The sequence below is a fragment of the Deefgea rivuli DSM 18356 genome, assembly GCF_000620145.1.
Classification (GTDB): Bacteria; Pseudomonadota; Gammaproteobacteria; order Burkholderiales; family Chitinibacteraceae; genus Deefgea; species Deefgea rivuli.
In genome coordinates, this window is record NZ_JHVM01000014.1 from 54,384 (window position 1) to 73,004 (window position 18,621).

General features: G+C 49.9%; 18 protein-coding genes. 4 read left to right on the plus strand and 14 right to left on the minus strand.

All coding sequences use genetic code 11. The features are described 5' to 3' along the window. A complete protein-coding gene (locus tag Q320_RS20705) occupies positions 1–1,314 on the minus strand; it encodes an EAL and HDOD domain-containing protein (RefSeq protein WP_084282470.1) in 1,314 nt (437 codons plus the stop codon). Between the two features lie 110 nt (positions 1,315–1,424). After that, the gene (locus tag Q320_RS0107405; RefSeq protein WP_027468476.1) at positions 1,425–2,072 is read right to left on the minus strand and encodes a YiaD family glycine zipper/OmpA-like lipoprotein; all 648 of its coding nucleotides are present in this window, start codon (positions 2,070–2,072) and stop codon (positions 1,425–1,427) included. A gap of 239 nt (positions 2,073–2,311) precedes the next feature. On the opposite strand from Q320_RS0107405, the gene Q320_RS0107410 reads away from it, so the two are divergent. Beyond that, positions 2,312–3,838, plus strand: a complete 1,527-nt coding sequence (locus Q320_RS0107410; RefSeq protein WP_027468477.1) for a sensor domain-containing diguanylate cyclase — start codon at positions 2,312–2,314, stop codon at positions 3,836–3,838. Positions 3,839–3,875: 37 nt separating this feature from the next. On the opposite strand, the gene Q320_RS0107415 is transcribed toward Q320_RS0107410, so the two are convergent. The 5 genes from Q320_RS0107415 to Q320_RS0107435 all read right to left on the minus strand — a co-directional run bounded on the left by Q320_RS0107415 (position 3,876) and on the right by Q320_RS0107435 (position 9,012). Beyond that, entirely contained in the window at positions 3,876–4,844 is a 969-nt protein-coding gene (locus tag Q320_RS0107415) for a YcjF family protein (RefSeq protein WP_027468478.1), read from the minus strand. Positions 4,845–4,902: 58 nt separating this feature from the next. Beyond that, positions 4,903–5,586, minus strand: coding sequence for a class I SAM-dependent methyltransferase (locus Q320_RS0107420; RefSeq protein ID WP_027468479.1), 684 nt, complete (start codon positions 5,584–5,586; stop codon positions 4,903–4,905). Positions 5,587–5,787: 201 nt separating this feature from the next. Next, positions 5,788–6,528, minus strand: coding sequence for a substrate-binding periplasmic protein (locus tag Q320_RS0107425; RefSeq protein ID WP_027468480.1), 741 nt, complete (start codon positions 6,526–6,528; stop codon positions 5,788–5,790). A 93-nt stretch (positions 6,529–6,621) separates the two neighbouring features. Then, positions 6,622–8,100 carry an alpha-amylase gene (locus tag Q320_RS0107430; protein WP_027468481.1) on the minus strand — a complete coding sequence of 493 codons (1,479 nt, stop codon included), beginning with the start codon at positions 8,098–8,100 and terminating at the stop codon, positions 6,622–6,624. A 162-nt stretch (positions 8,101–8,262) separates the two neighbouring features. Then, positions 8,263–9,012: a substrate-binding periplasmic protein gene (locus tag Q320_RS0107435; protein WP_027468482.1), complete on the minus strand. Its 750-nt coding sequence runs from the start codon at positions 9,010–9,012 to the stop codon at positions 8,263–8,265. Positions 9,013–9,295: 283 nt separating this feature from the next. Here Q320_RS0107435 and Q320_RS18935 point away from each other — a divergent pair, with 283 nt between their 5' ends. Continuing rightward, positions 9,296–9,919 (plus strand): NAD(P)H-dependent oxidoreductase, encoded by a 624-nt coding sequence (locus Q320_RS18935; protein WP_051534562.1) that lies wholly within the window; start codon positions 9,296–9,298, stop codon positions 9,917–9,919. Positions 9,920–10,320: 401 nt separating this feature from the next. Here Q320_RS18935 and Q320_RS0107445 read toward each other — a convergent pair whose 3' ends face one another. The 6 genes from Q320_RS0107445 to pdxR form a co-directional block, all read right to left on the minus strand. After that, complete coding sequence (locus Q320_RS0107445) at positions 10,321–10,623, minus strand: P-II family nitrogen regulator (RefSeq protein WP_027468483.1); 303 nt, start codon at positions 10,621–10,623, stop codon at positions 10,321–10,323. A 71-nt stretch (positions 10,624–10,694) separates the two neighbouring features. Then, on the minus strand, positions 10,695–11,636 hold the full coding sequence (locus Q320_RS0107450; protein WP_027468484.1) for a sodium-dependent bicarbonate transport family permease: 942 nt from the start codon (positions 11,634–11,636) through the stop codon (positions 10,695–10,697). Positions 11,637–12,070: 434 nt separating this feature from the next. Continuing rightward, a complete protein-coding gene (locus tag Q320_RS0107455; RefSeq protein WP_027468485.1) occupies positions 12,071–12,415 on the minus strand; it encodes a NirD/YgiW/YdeI family stress tolerance protein in 345 nt (114 codons plus the stop codon). A gap of 197 nt (positions 12,416–12,612) precedes the next feature. After that, on the minus strand, positions 12,613–12,972 hold the full coding sequence (locus tag Q320_RS0107460) for a hypothetical protein (RefSeq protein ID WP_027468486.1): 360 nt from the start codon (positions 12,970–12,972) through the stop codon (positions 12,613–12,615). Between the two features lie 36 nt (positions 12,973–13,008). Then, positions 13,009–13,800 carry a TFIIB-type zinc ribbon-containing protein gene (locus Q320_RS20710; protein WP_051534563.1) on the minus strand — a complete coding sequence of 264 codons (792 nt, stop codon included), beginning with the start codon at positions 13,798–13,800 and terminating at the stop codon, positions 13,009–13,011. Between the two features lie 97 nt (positions 13,801–13,897). After that, a complete protein-coding gene (gene pdxR, locus Q320_RS0107470) occupies positions 13,898–15,337 on the minus strand; it encodes a MocR-like pyridoxine biosynthesis transcription factor PdxR (protein ID WP_027468487.1) in 1,440 nt (479 codons plus the stop codon). 83 nt (positions 15,338–15,420) lie between these two features. Here pdxR and Q320_RS0107475 point away from each other — a divergent pair, with 83 nt between their 5' ends. Continuing rightward, positions 15,421–16,131, plus strand: coding sequence for a pyridoxamine 5'-phosphate oxidase family protein (locus Q320_RS0107475; RefSeq protein WP_245590980.1), 711 nt, complete (start codon positions 15,421–15,423; stop codon positions 16,129–16,131). 136 nt (positions 16,132–16,267) lie between these two features. On the opposite strand, the gene Q320_RS0107480 is transcribed toward Q320_RS0107475, so the two are convergent. Continuing rightward, positions 16,268–17,125: a DUF5677 domain-containing protein gene (locus Q320_RS0107480; RefSeq protein ID WP_027468489.1), complete on the minus strand. Its 858-nt coding sequence runs from the start codon at positions 17,123–17,125 to the stop codon at positions 16,268–16,270. A gap of 214 nt (positions 17,126–17,339) precedes the next feature. Between Q320_RS0107480 and Q320_RS0107485 the strand changes: the two genes are divergently transcribed. Further along, entirely contained in the window at positions 17,340–18,491 is a 1,152-nt protein-coding gene (locus Q320_RS0107485; RefSeq protein WP_027468490.1) for a pyridoxal-phosphate-dependent aminotransferase family protein, read from the plus strand. Positions 18,492–18,621 lie beyond the last annotated feature (130 nt).

Genomic DNA, 18,621 nt, shown 5'->3' on the forward strand with positions numbered 1-18,621 from the left:
CTAGCTCGACAATGTGGTCAATACCCACATCGTCGCATCCAGTTGATATTGATTAAAATGCGAAGCATCGCAGTGGCATTGTTGCAATAAGGTGGCGTCGGGCAGTTCGCCTTGCTCGCTTTGAATTGCCAAATTCAAATACGGTGTTAATACGGTAGGACTGCCCGCCAGCGTTTGCGCAACGAGTTCAGGCATTTTCAATTCGCTGAGCAATAAGCTACGCGGCACGCGCAACAAATAATCAAGTAGAGAAAACAAACCTGTTAAAAACAGCAGTTCACATTGCGCTGGCGACAAATGTGCTAGGCCGAGCAATTCCATCAAGCGCGCACGGGTTAATGCCGCTTCTAGCAAAGTATCATCGAGTGGACTGGCATCGCTCGGATTAAATAGCAGCAAAGCCAACCAGCGATACAGCCGCTGCTGCCCCAACACATTCAGTGCATCAATTAAGTAATTAATCGGGTGATTGAGCCCCAAGGCGGCAGAGTTCACATAACGCAATAAGCGTGTCGATAAAGCAGGATCAACACGAATCGTTTCGGCAATATCGGTAAATGGCGCCCCCGCTTGCGCTTGTTGCAAAGCCTGATTCAAGCGCATAAATGATGCGGGTAAATGCCCCCCCAGTTGGGGTGGATGGCTAAAAATCGCGCCCGAAACGAAATTAATCCCCATCCCGATGCAGGCTTCGGCAGTTTCTTGGCTATTGACGCCATCGGCCCAAAGCTTGGCATTGGGTGCGAACTGATGGCATTTTTGGATAAGCTGGCTGATTTGGCTGATATCGGCATCGGCAATTTGGATATGAATCAGCTGAATTTGCTCACCCAGATGCGGCACGCTCAAAAGTTGCGCATCATAGGTGCAGCCCAAAGTATGCGTTGCCCAATGCTGTTTAAATTCGTGAATCAACGGCCCCGTTTCGCTTGGCAAGCGCCCGCGCGCCAACAGGGTGAGCGCGTGATCGGTTTGAATACCCGCAAAGCGAGATGAAGCCAAGCTCTCCCATTCCAGCTCTAACCACAATGGCCGCTGTGGCGCATGGTCTTGCGCCAGCAGCAGGCTGACTTCGCAGAGTAAGATTTCGTCATTGCGCAGCAAATGCGCGTTAGCGTGCGTTGCTTGCGGTAAATGCCGCAAAGACAGCGCATACGCATGTGCGCGCAAATGGTGATCGAGTACCAATTGCCGCCGCATTAAACCTGGATGTGCTGTCGGTTTCGCGCTGCTGGATGCCGAGCGCAATGGCGGTGCAGTCGCGAGAGTGGGCGTAGGTTTGTGAAACCAATCTTTAAGCCAAGTTAGCATCATAAATTCAATCGCGATTGATCGAATTCTTAGCTTAGTTCATCTACGCGATTTCTGAGTTGGCCATCAGCCCCAGATCGTGATCTGGGGTCGATTGACGTTTAGCTGCAAGTTTATTTTTGCGCGGGCTCAGCCACAAAAATCTCTACGCGGCGGTTTTGTGCGCGACCGGCTACGGATTCATTGCTAGCGACAGGCGAGCTTGAACCCAATCCATCAATACTCATCCGCTGGCTGGCAACGCCCAAACCCGTTAAGTAATTACGCGTTGCTGCCGCACGATTCACCGACAATGGATTATTAATCGCATCGCTACCGGTGTTATCGGTATGGCCCACGATGCGTACTTGCGTCACCGGATTTTGATTCAGCGTTTGCGCTAATCGATTCAGCACGGGCTGCATATTCGGCTTGATATTCGCTTTGCCAATGTCAAACGAGAAATCGGCCGGAATTTCGATTTTTAATTCGTTATTTGCCGTTTGCGAGACTTCAATACCAGTGCCTTGTGTGGCTTGCTCCATGGCTTGTTTTTGCTTCTCCATATTTGAAGACCACAAATAAGCGCCTAAAGCGCCCGCCGCCGCACCAATCGCAGCATCACGGCCCGTGTGATTACCTTTTGATGCTTTGCTCACTCCAGCACCCAGTGCTGCGCCACCCAAAGCACCGAGCAATGTATTTTCGGTGGTCGACATATTGGCGCAGCCTGTGATGGCCAAGCTCAAAGCTAATAAAGTCGGTAAAAGTGCGCGTTTCATGTGTCATCCTAATTGGTGAAATAATCCCTAACATCAGACCATGATTTATGCCATTTCGCTATACACAAAATACCAAAACCAAAGTGAGTCATCTAACAGATTTTGTTGCCGGATAGTGCTAAAAAAGCCGCTTAATTTGCATGCAATTTGCTAAATTGCAAATGCTTAAAACTTCTTACGGTTAGTTTTTTCTATTGGTAATATACTAGATTCATATTGCATTATTTAAATCGAAACGTATGCCTAAGCCACTTAAAACAAAGCGTTTTATTTATTTGTCATGGGTGTCTCTGTGCCTACTAAGTTTTAGCCTTTATACGCTGTATTGGTGGCAGCACCAGCATATTTTGCATAATCAAAAACATAATGCAATTGCACAGCAAATTGCCCAATTACAAGCCCAAGCCGATACCACTTTAGAAAGTTTTGCTGCATTTCAATCTCGGCTATCATTTCCACGCGATCAATCGATTCGCCCATTTGCCCAATTGCTGCTTGAACGCAATCCACATATTTATTGCTTACAACTCGTACAGCGTACATTGCATGCCGATATTAAAAAACTCGAACGCACCATGCGTGCAGCGGGCTACCATCAATTTCAAGTCCACGATTTTGATTACGATTTTCGCCGTCAATCCATCCCATTAAACACTCGCCCAGTGCACTTTCCGATTGTCTTTATGGAACCCATGCCGCGTGCAGCCGAAGCGGTCCTCGGACTAGACATCAATGCCGTGCATTTTTTAGGCCCGCAGCTCCAAGATGCCGGCAGCAAAGTCAGAGCGTGGAGCACAGGGCCGTTTAAATTGATCGAAGGCGATATTGCTTACGGCATGACCATTCCGGTCTATCAATTGGGCGGGCAAAATAGCGATAGCAGTTGGCCGCTGTATGCCGGGCTAGTCGTTACCGCGAATGCTTTGATGCCTAATTTGCATGACTTCCCGCCGGGCTGGCAATTCAGCATGCACTACACTGGATCGGCGATCACGCAGCTAAGCCACTTATTTGATATCCAATCAGCAGGAGAGCCCAATTGGTTGGATCAACTCTTGCCGATCATCGAAGTGAATTCGGCAATTGCATCAGACTCCCAGCCCTATTCGCTCAACTCGCGCCAGCAGCTCAGCTGGCGGACTTGGCTGGGTTTGGTGCCATTAATGATGGCGGCTTTTTTGATTCTGGTTTTGCTATTGGCACTGCGCTGGCAGCACAGTGAACGCTTGCGCCGGATTACCGTACAGCGCCATCGTAATCAACTGCACCGCTGGGCCACGCAAGATCGCTTAACTCACTGCGCGAATCGGCAAAGTTTTGATCAGCACATGATACGTGTGAGCAAAAATCGCACGCCATTCACTTTAATTTATCTGGATCTGGATTTTTTCAAACCCATTAATGATCATTACGGCCATCAGGCAGGTGATGCCGTGTTGGTTGAGGTCGCCCAACGTTTGCGACACACCGTACGCAGCGAGGACATGGTGGCGCGTTGGGGCGGTGATGAATTTGCGATTTTGGTGGTGGGTTTAGGCGATAACGAACGCTGCATGGCACTGCGCCAAGCCCTACTCGATGCGCTAGTCCCACCGTTTATTTGGCAATTGCAAACCATCCATCTATCGGCCAGTATCGGCCTCGCCAGCTATCCAGCAGAAGCCGATAATTTAAGCGATTTGCTGCAATTAGCCGATCAGCGTATGTACCAGCATAAAACAGCAATGCGTAATCGTGAAGTGATATTTGATGGTATTGCCATCTAGCCAATATTTAACAATAGCTAGATGGCAATACCCTTTATTACTTCCCTTTCACCAACGCCATAATTTCACCCGCATTCAATGTACTAGCGCGCTTTTGGATTTCTGGCAGATATTGCGTTTGCATATTCTTGGCCGAGCCCAAAGTCTCTTGGAAGGTCTGCTGCAACACCGCCGTACTCATCGTGCGACCGCCGGCGTAATAGCGCTTGGCGACTTGACCCAAGGCATACGTACTGGCGAATGAAAACGCCATTCCGGTTGCCGCGCCGCCCAAGGTTTTCCCCCATTTTCCGCCGACTTTGCCAAACAATCCGCCCATCAGTTTGCGGCCAAATTGCTCTAAGTATTGCGAAGTCAGCCCCACGCCCACTGTCGAAATAAATTCCCGGATATGGCCCTGATCCAAATCGTAGCCATAACGCTGGCCGATGTTATAAACCAGTTTGATTTGCAGAGGAATAATCGCCACCGAAGCCCAAGTTTGCGGCAGCAACTCTAGCGCGCCATTCAAAATCGACGATTTTAAAATACTGCTATCAATCGCGGCAGTGTCCACCGTGCTACTCTGAACGGCTTGTACCGAAGAGCTTGAACTCGGTACTGGCGCGTACTGCGGCACGATGCTTTGACCCGCGTGCGCCAGCGTATCGGCTTCGCGCTGAAATAGCGAAGACGTCGGCGTATCTTGCCCAAGGCGCATTTTCAAGTCGGCTAAAAAAGCGCGCTCTGCCGCGCTGGTACTGCCATCGGCGTCACAGACGCATACCGCCATTTCGTAGGCAAATTGACGTTCTGCCGAATCGGTCAGTTGTGCGCAAACGCTGGCTAAATCGACGCGCTTGAATAAAACATCCTGATACAGTCGGCTTAAATCCAGTCCGCTTTCTTGGCCTAAAGATTGCGCCAAACCACGAATATGTTCGCGCTCACGTTCATCGTTATTGCCGTCGGCAAACGCAGCTAATAGCGCAATGCTTAAAATGGCTTGTTGTTGGCTTGCTTGCATAATGTGCTCTCAATAAGTGGATGTTAACTAGACCTTAGCGAGCGCACTTTTGTTCCCTTTAACTCACGCGCGCCGTACGCAAATATTGCAACAAACGCCCGCGATAAGCGCTGCCATCATGCAAGGGCGTGACCAGCATGGTTTCAAGCATCGTAAAGCCACGCATCGCCATTTGTTTATGAAAAGCGCTGCGGTTGCTACGGTTTGGATCAACGATCAGCACTTCAACCACAGGTGCCGCGTGTTGATCGATAAACTCCGCCAACACTTCAGGGTGACCCCGCTCGTACAACACGTCGCTGGCAATAATCAAATCAAACTCACCTAAATCCGCATTCAGCCGCCCCCAATTGCCAGTGCAATATTTCAGTGCGGGTAGCGTATTCAATAATAAGTTTTCATTTAGAAACGTTTCGGTCAGCGGATGGCAATCGCTCGCGGTGATATCACCCAAGCGGCGATGAATCACCATACTGGCCAGCGCCAGGCCGCAGCCGATTTCTAAAATCCGCCGCCCGCCCAGTTCATACACCTGCATTAAATCGGCTAGCTTTTGCGCGGAAGGCCAGATTTGACCAAAGAGTGACCAGCACGCTTCAGAAATTCCAGCCGCTTCGGCCTCGCCTAGGGGGTCAAAAAATTGCTGTTTATCGAGCAGAGAGCGAATTTCGAGCGCCAAACCATCGGCAACGGCGACGGACTGACATTTGACTTGATAGCCAAGCGGTGGAGCTAATGGCATAAGTGCCTTGAGCATATGCGGCGGAGAATGCTATTCGAACCGACATGGCGCATGGGCGGCATTGCAAGGCGAGGAGTAGACGTCGGGGCAGGGGTGCGAGAGTTGAAAGATAGGCCATGCTAACACTCTGCACGGCAAGACCATTAAAAAAGCAGCTCAAGTCCCGTCATCCAGCGAGAGCAAATGCGGTGCTGTGATAATTTAGGGTTTGAAATACGGGCGGCGTTGATCCAGCGGTAAATCGTATTTTTTAGCTAATTGCTCGTACAAACCTTGCTCACGCAACAATTGCAAAGCCTGATTAAAACGATCGCGTACCATTGGATCGATAAACTCTAAGCGATATAAAGTCGGCGCAAAGATCGAGTACGAACACAGCGGCTGATTCACTTGCGGATCGACTTGCTGCTGCACATGCTTAAAAATATTAATATCGCTAATCACAACATCAATCCGCCGCGCTAGCAGCATTCGGTTCATCAATTGCTGAGGCGCTAATTCACGATAGCGCTGTTTATTCGCGGCAATTCGCGCAAAGTCAGCCCCCAAATATTGACTCGCATTGTGAAAAGCGATGACTTGAAACGGCGCTAAACCATCCACACTAGCGATTGAAATCTGCTGTGAACACAGTGTAATCGCCATATTCTGATAGGCAATATATGGCTCAGACAGATAGCGCCCCGCATTACTAATTGCGCCATCCAATCGGCCTTCATGCAACTCCAGTTGCGCCCGTTTATTGGGCAGATAATCAAACTGCACCGTATACCCCGCACGCAGCAGCGCTTGGCTGACGATGTCATACTCAATACCGCTCTGGGTTTCAGCTGAAACATACGGCATTTTGGTTTCGCCCAGCGCAATCCGTAGCGCAGGCGCGGCCAATACCTTGCCGCTTAAACACAAGATGACGAAGGCAACACGCAATAATGACAACATGGCAGCCTCCTTTTTCGCCCTAAATATTGAGTTTAGGTGATCAGGCCAGCGAATGTTGTTTTGATTTCAGATCATAAGAGGTTCAAAACACCCTTATGCCTGCACCCACACCGAAACCGATCCGGCTGGGCACACAAAATCAGCCCAACCATCGTTATTGGTATAAATCGGCTCAGGGTAATGCTGTGTAATGTCATTAAAACGGCAACTTGCACGGCCTACAAACATCCGTTTATGCCCTGCTAAGCCATTACTCATTACCACCGCCATCGCTTTAGGATGCTGAACATCACCCAAGCGCGTCCAGCCGATGCAATTGGGATAATTAAAATAATCGACCTGTTCACCGTAAGCAAACTGCTGGCGGGCGTGCAAAAAGCGATCAATTAAAAAACGATGACTCACCAAGTTCACTTCGTGGGTATGGCCGTCCGCGCCAATGTCTTCGTAGCGTGCGCCGTAATAGTCGGGATAAAAAATGCAGGGATAGCCTTGTTGGCGCAGCAAAATAAATGCGTACGCCAGCGGTTTAAACCACGCTTCAACGGGCGACTCCAACGCTTGCAAAGGCTGAGAGTCGTGATTATCGACAAAGGTCACCACATGCTCGGGCCGCGCTTGATCGACCGTATTGCTACCAAGTTGGCATAAGTTGTAGGCCGCACCTTCGCGGCTGGCGGTGTGAAATTGATAATGCAGCGGCACATCAAACGCGGCAATGCGCCCGCCAATTCGGTCAATATAATGGATCAACTCTTGCGAATCAGGCGTCCAATATTCACCCACAACGAATAAATCTTTGCCCGCGTGCTGCTCCATCGCATCAATCCACGTCGGAAAAAACCACGCGGCGATGTGCTTCACCGCATCTAAACGAAAGCCATCGACGCCTGTGGTATCTAGCGTCCATTTGCCCCAGTTGATGACTTCGGCTTGCACTTCAGGATTTTGGAAATCCAAATCACAGCCCATTAAATACGCGTAATTACCGCGATCCAGCGCCACTTCATCGTCAAATTTTTTGCCTCCCAGCAAGTAAATCGTATCGTGTTCCTGCGGATTGAGCGCATCGTAATCCACAGCATCAAAATGCGTGTGATTCCACTGAAAGCTCGAATATTGACCTTCCCGTGCAGGGAAATTGAATTGCGTATATGCGCTGATTTCGCGTGTGGCAGCAACAGGATTGAGGCGGTCATTTTGCGCATAGGGTGTGGCGCGGCAGATTTCAGCAACATCACCGCCCATCCGGTGATTGAGCACCGCATCGGCATAAATTTGTAGGCCAGCGGCTTGCGCGATTTGGATCGCGGCGAGATATTGCGCTTTCGTGCCGTATTTAGTGCGAGTGCTGCCTTGTTGTGCGAATTCGCCCAAGTCATACATATCGTAAACGGCGTAACCGACTTCGTTCGCGCCATTGATGCCTTTATAAGCGGGTGGCAGCCACAGCGCCGTGATGCCTGCTTGTGCCAGATCCGCCGCATTAGCGTGAACTTCATCCCACAGCGTGCCATCCGCCGCGTTATACCAATGGAAGTACTGCATCATTACGCCATTTGTTGCCGCCATGATTCTCTGACTCCGCAAAATCGGACTGAAAACCCATATCTTACTGAGAAAACGCGCCACAAGGATGACAACAAGATGACGAATCAAATATTAGCTAATTGGGTATTGCTGGCTGAGCATCGACAGATATTGGCTAGAGGGCGATACCTATTAGGAATAATTTTAACGTTGCAATGCGACTTTCAGAATCTCGGCCAGCTCGCCGCTGCCATGCATTTTAGTCAGCCCGCGATTAAAGCGCTGCATCAATGCTTCGGCGCCCGGTGTTTTTCGGCTAATTAATAAATACAGCGGTTCTTCGTGGACCGTTTTTGGGCTGATATTGATTTTTTGCAGCGCCGCTGGGCCCAGCTGATGGCGAAGTAAATCGATGCCAACGACCTCTTCGCAGGGAAATCCGTCGATCCGCTTGGCGAGTAATTTGGCGAAATTTTGCGTGTCAGTATTCGCTTGATCACCAATCAGTACGCGGCTATTGAGCAGCGCTTCCCAAATTTTCCCATAGCTATAGCCATTGGTAATGCCAAAACGGCCGCCCTTTAAATCTTCTGGGTATTGCCACAGCAAAGGCCGATCACGATGAAAAAAAAGCACCGTGCGGCTGCTGTATACCGGCTGGCTAATCAGAAAATCTTTTTGCCGATCCGCATTGCTCGTCCAAAGCAAAGTGCCCGCCACTTTGCCCGCGCGCGCCTCTTCCAAGGACCGCTTCCATGGATAAAACTTATAGTTCACTTTGATTTTTTCCAGTGCAAACGCACGCCGTACAATCTGACTGGCATAACCATTATTCGGTAAATTCTCTCCAAGCAGCGGCGACCACTCGCCATTGGCCAGCTCGATTTGCTGCGGCGCAGCCCAGCAGGAATGAGTCAGTAAAATTAGACAAAGAAAACAAATTAAATTAAGCATGCGGCAATGATGGGCTTTTCAGAAATAGCGATTCAACGAGTAAAAAATGCCGTACTGTGGATTGTTTGTAAGTAAGTAATCAGCAAGACTAAAGCTATTATATGACAATGATGTTACCAAACATAAGCATTTGCTAATTTACAGAGAAACCCAGCCAAAATTGCTGAGAAAAAGCAAAAGCCTTGTGCCAGATTGACAATGTATTCTGCGGCTTATTTACTGTTTTTCTGATCATAAAATCGGTATTCTTTTGGCATACCATTTCATTTTTTCAGAGGTTGATATGCGTCATATTTTAATTATTAATGCTGGCAAAGCATTCGGTCATTCCAATGGCCAGCTCAACCAAACGCTGAGTGAAATCGCACAAAAGACCTTGCTAGAAAGTGGCCACAAAGTACAAATCAGCCATCTTGAGCAGGGGCATAACGTTGAAGCCGAAGTGGCTAAATATTTATGGGCCGATACCATCATTTATCAAATGCCAGCTTGGTGGATGGGCGCGCCGTGGACTTTGAAAAAATACATCGATGAAGTCTTTACCGCAGGGCACGGCCGCCTGTACGGCAGCGATGGTCGCAGCCGCAATGATCCAGCCAAAAAATACGGCTCGGGCGGGCTGATTCAGGGTAAAACGTATATGTTGTCGGTGACGTGGAATGCGCCAGTCAGCGCTTTTGACGATCCAACAGACTTCTTCGCGGGGATTGGCGTGGATGGCGTGTATTTACCATTTCACAAAGCCAACGAATTCCTCGGCATGCGCGCACTGCCGACGTTTATGTGCAACGACGTGATCAAACAACCGGATATTGAAGGTGACATCGCCCGCTATCGCGAGCATTTGGCCAAGCATATTCCAGCTGCGGTAGCGAAAGTCGAGCAAGAAGCGGCGTGCGTGAATTAAATAATGGCGATGTTCAGATTGGGTGTTGATGCTGTGCCATGATGATTGAGCTGCGCGAAATCCCTTGTATCGCGCCGAGCGAGGAACAAGCGGCAAGGAGCCTTCGGCGGGTTCTGTTTTGTTAAAACCAGCCGCCTTGCCGATTGTCCGCAGCGAGGGTATCCGGCGTAGCCGGACGCAGATACTAGGGCGGCCTTCTTTTGCTTACTTTTCTTGGCCGTTCAAGAAAAGTCAGTGCCGCGCGGCATTAGCACGACCATGGTGAGCAGAAAATTGACGCATTCAATTTAAAGAGACAATTTTTTAATCAACACCAAATCAGAATATTGCCTCAATAATCTACGTATCTGCTTCTAGCCTAATTATTTAAATGGCTAGAAGCAGATACATGTACAACTCAATCAAAATTTCTCACCGCGCAGTACGCGCACTTCGCTCAGCCATTGCACCAAGGCGTAATTTGCACCAAATTGCTGCTGAATTGCCGCCGCAAGATTTTCAGCGCTGGCTGTATCGGTAATTAGCTCAATTTGAATATTCTCGTTCGCATCAAAATTACCGTGCTTCTCGCCATGCGCACCATTGCCGCGCGCCGCAACAATCGTCCAGCCGCGTATCGATTTGGCCGTAAACAATTCGATCAAGTCATTCTCTAACACCGCTTCGGTGACAATCGTCAGCAGCGTTTTAGTTGGGAAATTCATCACAATTCCTTCAGAATTTTAGTACACACGGTGTATGCCAAGACGAAATAACGATGCAAAGCAGCGCCGACTTAAGCACTGACATAATGCGCAAATTGATGATACAGCGGGATACCAAATAAGATATTGAATGGGAAAGTTACGCCCAGCGCCGCGCCGAGTGACAGCGCCGGATTCGCCTCAGGCAGCGCCATCCGCATCGCTGCGGGTGCGGCAATATAAGACGCCGAAGCCGCCAAAATCGCCATCAATGTGAGGCCGCCCAAAGACAAGCCCATCAACAAGCCAAACGCAATGCCGACCCAGCTCAGCGCCAGCGGCAAACCGATGCCGATGGCCAGCACCAGCAGGCCGTGTTTACGCAAAATGCCGAGTTTGCCCGCGACGACCAAACCCATTTCCAGCAAAAACAGCGTCAGCACAGGTTTGAATAGATCGATATACAGTTTATCTAGCGGTTTGATTCCTTCTGGCCCAGCCAAAGCGCCAATCAGCAAGCCCCCCATCAGCAGCACCATGCTTTTGCCGAGGAACACTTCGTGCAGCAATTTGCCCCAACCATGGCCCGATTTCGCCGCGCTCGGCCCTAACCGCGCCAATACGACGCCGACCATCAGCGCGGGCATTTCCAGCAGCACCAAAAACAGCGTTGTTTGCGATTCATAACTGATGTTTTGCCGTGCCAAAAAAGCCACGCCCACCGCATAAGTGACTACCGAAACCGAGCCGTAATGTGCCGCCATACTGGCCGAATCGACCTGGCTCAGCTTGAGCCGTAATAGTGGATAAATCAGCAAGGGAATCAACGCGCCCATCAGCAGCACCAATAACGCTTGCGGCAAGATGGTCAGCAGCGGCTGTTTCGCTAAAATCAGCCCACCTTTAATCCCAATCGCCAACAATAAAAAGACCGACAAGGTTTCATACAGCGCACTCGGCAGTTTAAGGTCGGATTTGGCCCAGCCAGCAGCCAAACCTAGCAAGAAAAACAGCACCACTGGATCGATTTGCATGTAGGAATATTTCGTGTTTATTGCGGATAAAATCGAATTTACTACAAAATATATAAGATAAAAACCTAATAATGATAGGGTTACCTATTTAGTTCTGTAGTCAAATTACGTAGCTAATTGATAGAAACCACCGTAAATACGCCAAAGGTAAGCGCCGACTGCGATAAAGAAGAGCCGTTCATTCAAACGTAAAACAGGCGCAGATTAAGCATAAACCGATACAGATTTAATAATAGGTATATCTATATAGCCATTATTTTATAGTGCAGATAGAGACATACCCACCATAACAGCGATACAAACAACTTGACTCCACAGCGTTAAACTCAACAAATCTACAAATACAAATAGAGCGCCCATAAAAAATCCGGCTACATTTTTAGGCCGGATTTTTACATGAAATACAGGCTAGAACGCCGACGTAAAATTCAGAATTAAGGCAGAATTTCGACCGATTTCACATCGATATTGCGGCTCAATAATGAGGCATCAACTTCACCGCGCAAGCGCACTTTGTTCGTGTGATCAAATTGTTGCGCGGGTAGGTATTTTTGATCAATTTCAACTTCGATACTGCCGGTTGCGTCTTTGAATTCGTAATGTTCATTTTTAATTTTGCGAACAATATGCCCTTCTAGCAGCACCGGAGTGTCATCTGCAGCGCTTTGCGCTGCAACAACGGTATTCACTGTGTTGGCGACATTACTACCTGGCCCCGTAAATTGGGCTTGTGCAAAGAGCGGGAGTAGCGCCAAAGTCAATATTGCGCGTCGTAGCATGCTGGATTCCTTATCAAAATTGAAAGATTGATCAAATAGCGTACGGCAAGTCATCGCAGAGTGGCAGAGAAAAAGAGTACTTCGTCACTATTCACGCCTTGCTTAGATACAGTAAAACCGAAAAAATGCAGAGGGATAAAGACGTTTAAGCCACTCTTTAGGCTAGTGCATACGGCTGGCGAAGCAAAGCCCGCATTTCATTCAAACCGAATACATGGCCGCCCCGCACCCAATGCGTAGCACGGGCAATTGGCAAATGAACCATCGGGCTTCACCACCAGTGTATGCGCGTCGATTTTGCACCAACGCTGGCTCAGCGGCTCTTGGGCATGATCGACATCTTTCTCATTGCCACTGGCCTGCCCCGCTGCAATCCAGTAAAAACCGTGATTGTCATCCCACACTTTGACCGCCTGTTGGCTTTGATTGACAACACGACCATTGAGCGGCCACGGCCAATGCCCATCGCGTTCTTTTTCATTAAAAATCAAAAAAGCCAAGGCCACACCCAAGAAACTCAATGCCACAAGGCCAAAGAAGAATTTTTTTGCACTCATGCAAAGCCACTTTCTAAATCAAATATTGCGGTCATTTTAAACTTTCCACCACCAGCTCGCCGCTGTGCCTGCTGCGAGCAAATATACCGGCCAGCTTGCGCCGAGTAGAAAAAACAGCAGCAAAGTCAGCACCGCGCCGACCAACCACGCGGGTAGGTTTTCACTTAGCGGATTGGATTTTTTGCCCCGCGTTAACAGTTGCGCCAGATCGTCGGATAACTCTGAACTATTGCGCGCGGTGGGCGGCGCGTCGGCAGAATATTTGATCGGCGCCACATTGCCATTCGCCGCGTCAACCCGCGCTTGTCGCTCGGTTTCAGCTTGCACATGTTGCCGCCCGCCCGCTTCCATCCATTCGGCCAGCACGGTAAATTCGCCGTTATCCAGCCACACACCGTGCTCGCGGCATTCATCGACGATCACCGCAATGTGCCGACTAAACGCATTGCGATTCATCATGCGCTGGCAAACCGCACACGGTTTGTAGCGCACCGCATCGGGTTTAACGCGCTGCGTAATAATTTGTTTAAGTCGCCCGTGATTAATTTCGCGCACTTGCGCGGCGACATGATCGAGCGTAATCGGCAAAGCGCCGGGCGCAAAATGTAGACCGAAGCAGCTCGTACAATGCCCTACTGTAGAGCCCATTCCCGCGCCCAGTTGCAAGAGTTGCAAATCGCCGCAGCCATTGGGGCAAGCCATCTCGCTATGCTCGGCCAGCACTTTAAAATCACGAATCGCCAGCAAATCCACAGCATTATGCAAGCCGCAATACGTGCAGACCAACTTATCCACCGCTAATGCTGCGCCACATCCAGTACAGTTCATTGGCCTTCCCTTGTTCAAATTCATTGCCGCTTAAGCGGCGAAGTCAGCATAACTGCTGCAAGCCGATAATATTATTGACCCGCCTCATTCGCGGAGCTTAAGCCATTCTAATCAGCCGCGCTAATTGCGCAATTTTCGCATCCATCGCCTCACACGGCACTTGCGCGTAGCCGAGGATAAAGCCATTGCTGTGCGGCGTTGGCGTGCCGATGACGTAGGCGCTTAATGGTCGGGCGACTAAGCCTTGCGCCAGCGCGGTGTCGCTAATCCGCTGATCGCAAAAATCGCTCGGAATCCCAATCGATAAATGCATTCCCGATGCGCCGCCGTACAGCGTGGCGATATCGCCCAAATGCGTATGCAGCGCGTCTTGCATCGCATCGCGGCGCGCGGCATACAGGCGGCGCATTTTACGCAAATGGCTGGCAAATTCGCCGCTGTGTAAAAATTGCGCCAGTGCGATTTGTTCGACTTGCCGCCCACGCGGATGGCATTGCGCCAGCATCGTCGCAACGCTATCGGCTAAAGCGCGCGGCACAACGATAAATCCGGTGCGCAGCGCTGGAAACAGGCTTTTGCTAAACGTGCCCAAATAAATCACTGGCGCGTCCGCTGCCAAGCCTTGAATTGCTGGCAGCGGTGGGCCGCTGCGGCGAAATTCGCTGTCGTAATCGTCTTCAATAATCAGCGCGCCCACCGCTTTAGCATTCGCAAGCAGCTGCAAACGCCGCGCTAAACTCAGCACACTGCCCAGCGGATATTGATGCGACGGCGTCGTGTAAATCAGCTTGGGCGGATGCTGTTGCCAATCGCTCTCTTGCGGCGCGAGGCCGTCCAAATCAACCGGAATCCCTTTGATTTGCAATTGCGCCGTCGCAAACGCATTGGCTGCGCCGCCATAACCGGGGTTTTCTATCCACGCGATATCGCCCACATCGGCAAACAATTTGGCGCAAAGATCGAGGCTATTTTGCGTGCCATCGGTGATAAACACTTGCGATGCATCGCAGACCACGCCACGCCCGGCGCGTAAATGCGCGGCAATCGCTTCGCGTAATTGCGGCTCGCCCGCCGAATGCCCATAAGCGAGTTTTTCTGGCGTGACTTTTTGCCAACTTTGCGCCACACAGCGCTGCCAGCGCGCAATCGGAAAATCGGCCAAGGACGGCACGCCCGGCGTAAACGCTTGCACCGTATCGACATCGGCAAACGGCGTCGCAAACGCGCGCCCACGCCGCGACAGACCTTGCGGCGGCTGCGCAGATGCGCCGATTGCACTCGCCATTTTGAGTGTTGCCACCCGCGTACCGCGCCGGTCTGCATGTAAAAACCCTTCGGCAATCAATTGCTCATATGCATAAATTACCGAATTGCGGGCGATACCCAGCTCTTGCGCCAATAAGCGCGACGCAGGCAAACGGGTGTCTGCGGCCAAAGTGCCTTGCAGAATCGCCGCGCGTAGCGCCGTATACAAGCGTTGTTGCCGCGACATCGCGCCTTGCTCAGGCTCACCTTGCAGTAAGAGAGAATAATCCATTGGTTCTAATTTTTTATCAGTTAGTGGATCTTATCGCAGAACCAGCTTGAGATTAAGCTAATGGCATTCAAAGTGAGATTCAGATGCAAACCAACAACCGCCTCCGCCCGAAAATGGGCGGTATTTATCTAAGAAAACAGGAGAAAATCTCAATGTCGACCGCCAGCAGCCCCCGCACCAAAATCCGCCGCATCCCAGAAAATGCCGCTTATGATCGCGAAACCTTGTACGCGATTATCGATGCCACCTATCTCTGCCATATCGCATTTCACGACGATAATGGCACGCACTGTTTGCCGATGGCGTGCTGGCGCACGGGCGAGTATTTATATATTCACGGCTCAAACGGCAGTCGCCTAATGAAGCAACTCGCTGGCGGCCTTGAGGTGTCGATTGCGATTTCACATCTGGACGGGCTGGTGTTGGCGCGCTCGGCGTTTAATCATTCGATGAACTATCGCTCGGCGGTGATTTACGGGCAATTTCAGAAGATAGCTACAGAAGCCGACAAAAGTACGGCGATGGATGCTTTTATGGACAAAATTGCCATCGGCCGCAAAAACGAAGCGCGCGGTGGTAGCCAGCAAGAACTCGGCGCGACCATTGTGCTGCGGATTCCACTCAATGAGGCCGCAGCCAAAGTGCGCAGTGGCCCACCGATTGACGACGAAAAAGATCTGCACATTCAGGCGTGGACTGGCGTATTGCCAATTGTGGCGCAGCATGTCACACCGATTGCTGAGGCGGGGAATGATGTGGCGGAGCCGGAGTATGTGCTGTTGTGGACTAAGTAATGCAATGTGTATATCGATGTAGGCACTATTAAATAATGTCAGCATAGATATACCCACAACACATCAGATTACTAAGGCGTCAAAAGCTAGATGGATTGCACCCGACGACACTTCATAATGGTAAGAAACGATATTTTCATGGCATTGACATTGCATGACTAAGATCATTTTCGTGTGTGGTAATCATTGAATTTACCACTTCAATCTTGCCCATAAGTTCTTCTGCAAGATCTGGTATTTCAAGCTTTAGAGCAAGTGAGTGTATTGCATTTACGTACAGACCAATCGCACAGAGCGTGAGGAATACAGCAAAAGATTTTTTTTCAGCAAGATATGACTTAAATGCATCTTCACGAGTTACTTCGGGCAAGTAATTGAGAGTGGTTGAATTAAATATGTCATCGGGGAAACCATGGATCGCATCAGAAGAAGATGCAAATACTGTGCGATACAACTCTTCTGCCCCAACTGCAGAAAATCGATCAAATGCAGAAAGCCAAGGTTTTACGCCTTTAAAACGTAGACTCAAATCAAACTGTTCACGCCAGTACTGTAAGTGCTCTAGCTTTTGCCTCGCACTTTGGACCGAGCTATTTTTTTTATGTGCTTCAGAAAATTTTAGCCAAAGTAATGTTTTTTTTGTGGCTTCGGTAACGTAGCTTGAAATAAGAGATTTAGCTCGTTCATCAGCATTCCCTCCAATGACATAAATTAAATTTACTGCTTGCTCGCTGGCGACGCGTGAAAGAGCTTCTACTGTACAAGAACGATTGCTCTCTAACATTTCAACGAGTGATTTGTTGAGATCGGCTAATGCATACAAATTAAAATCAACATTAGCCTTTAGAAAAAATGGGAGCGTTTCCATTTTTGGAATAAGTATAGAAATTGCCGCATCAAGTTGTTCAACAATAATTTTAAGAGGTGGAATTTGCGATAGATGTGCTTCACACATATTACGAACTTCGGAAATTTTGTCTATTATATTTTTCATAATTAAAACCTATACGATTTAAGACTGGCTTTTAATTCGAGCAGACCAAATATCTAAAATGTATCTGGCATCGCCATCACCGAATTAAGTCTGTGATAAATTATCATAAGCATCCATTATTTGCATAATGAAGAACTACTGCACTGCACACACCAGTGACCAATTGCTTTCTTCCAGCCATAATAAGCCGTCACCGATTCCACTGGAGCTTGTTATGCCGCACTACACGATTCTTGCGCCAAAAATTTCGCCTTTTTTCCCGCCGCGCCGCACTTTGATGGGGCCGGGGCCGTCGGATGTGCATCCTAGCGTGCTGGCTGCGGGCGCGAAGCCGACGCTCGGCCATCTGGATCCGCTGTTTGTGGGCATGATGGATGAAGTCAAAACGCTGCTGCAATACGCATTCCAGACGCAAAACGAGATGACGCTGGCGGTGTCTGCGCCCGGCTCGGCGGGGATGGAGGCGTGTTTTGTGAACTTGGTCGAACCCGGTGAAAAAGTCATCGTTTGCCGCAACGGCGTATTTGGCGAGCGGATGCGGCAAAACGTTGAGCGCGTCGGCGCGGTGGCGGTGCTGGTCGACAATGAATGGGGCACGGCAGTCGATGTGGCGGCAGTTGAAGCAGCGCTGCAAGCGCATCCCGACGCGAAATTTCTGGCGTTTGTACACGCCGAAACGTCGACTGGCGCACGCTCGGACGCGCAAGCCTTGTGTGCGCTGGCCAAGCAATACGGTTGCCTGAGCATTGTCGACGCGGTGACGTCACTGGGCGGCATCGAGTTGCGCGTTGACGCTTGGGGCATCGACGCGATTTATTCAGGTAGCCAAAAATGCTTGTCCTGCGTGCCGGGTTTGTCGCCGTTGTCGTTTTCACCCGCCGCCGTCGAAAAACTCAAAGCGCGCAAAACGCCGGTACAAAGCTGGTTTCTCGACCAAACCTTGGTGATGGGGTATTGGTCTAGCAGCCAAGGTGCAAAACGCAGCTATCACCATACCGCCCCTGTTAATGCGCTGTACGCTTTGCACGAAGCACTACGCTTGTTGGCCGAAGAAGGCCTAGAAGCCGCATGGGCGCGCCACGCGGCGATGCACGCCGAGCTGCGCGATGGCTTGGAAGCCATGGGCATTGAATTCGTCGTCGCTGCCGCAGACCGCCTGCCGCAACTGAACACCGTGCATATCCCAGCTGGCGTCGACGACGCAGCAGTTCGCGCGCGGCTACTAGCCGATTACAACCTCGAAATCGGCGCCGGCCTTGGTGCGCTGGCTGGCAAAGCATGGCGCATCGGCCTAATGGGCTACGCTGCCCGCAGGGAAAATATTGCACTGCTGCTGAAAGCGCTGGGGGATGTACTGGGGAAATAGCGCTTGCATGGGTATATGAATCTAGACATTAATTAACAAGACCTAGATTAATATACCCAAATCATAGTAAATAACTATTAGTTCGGTGATGACAATCAACTTCACCAATCAAATACGAACCATTATCATT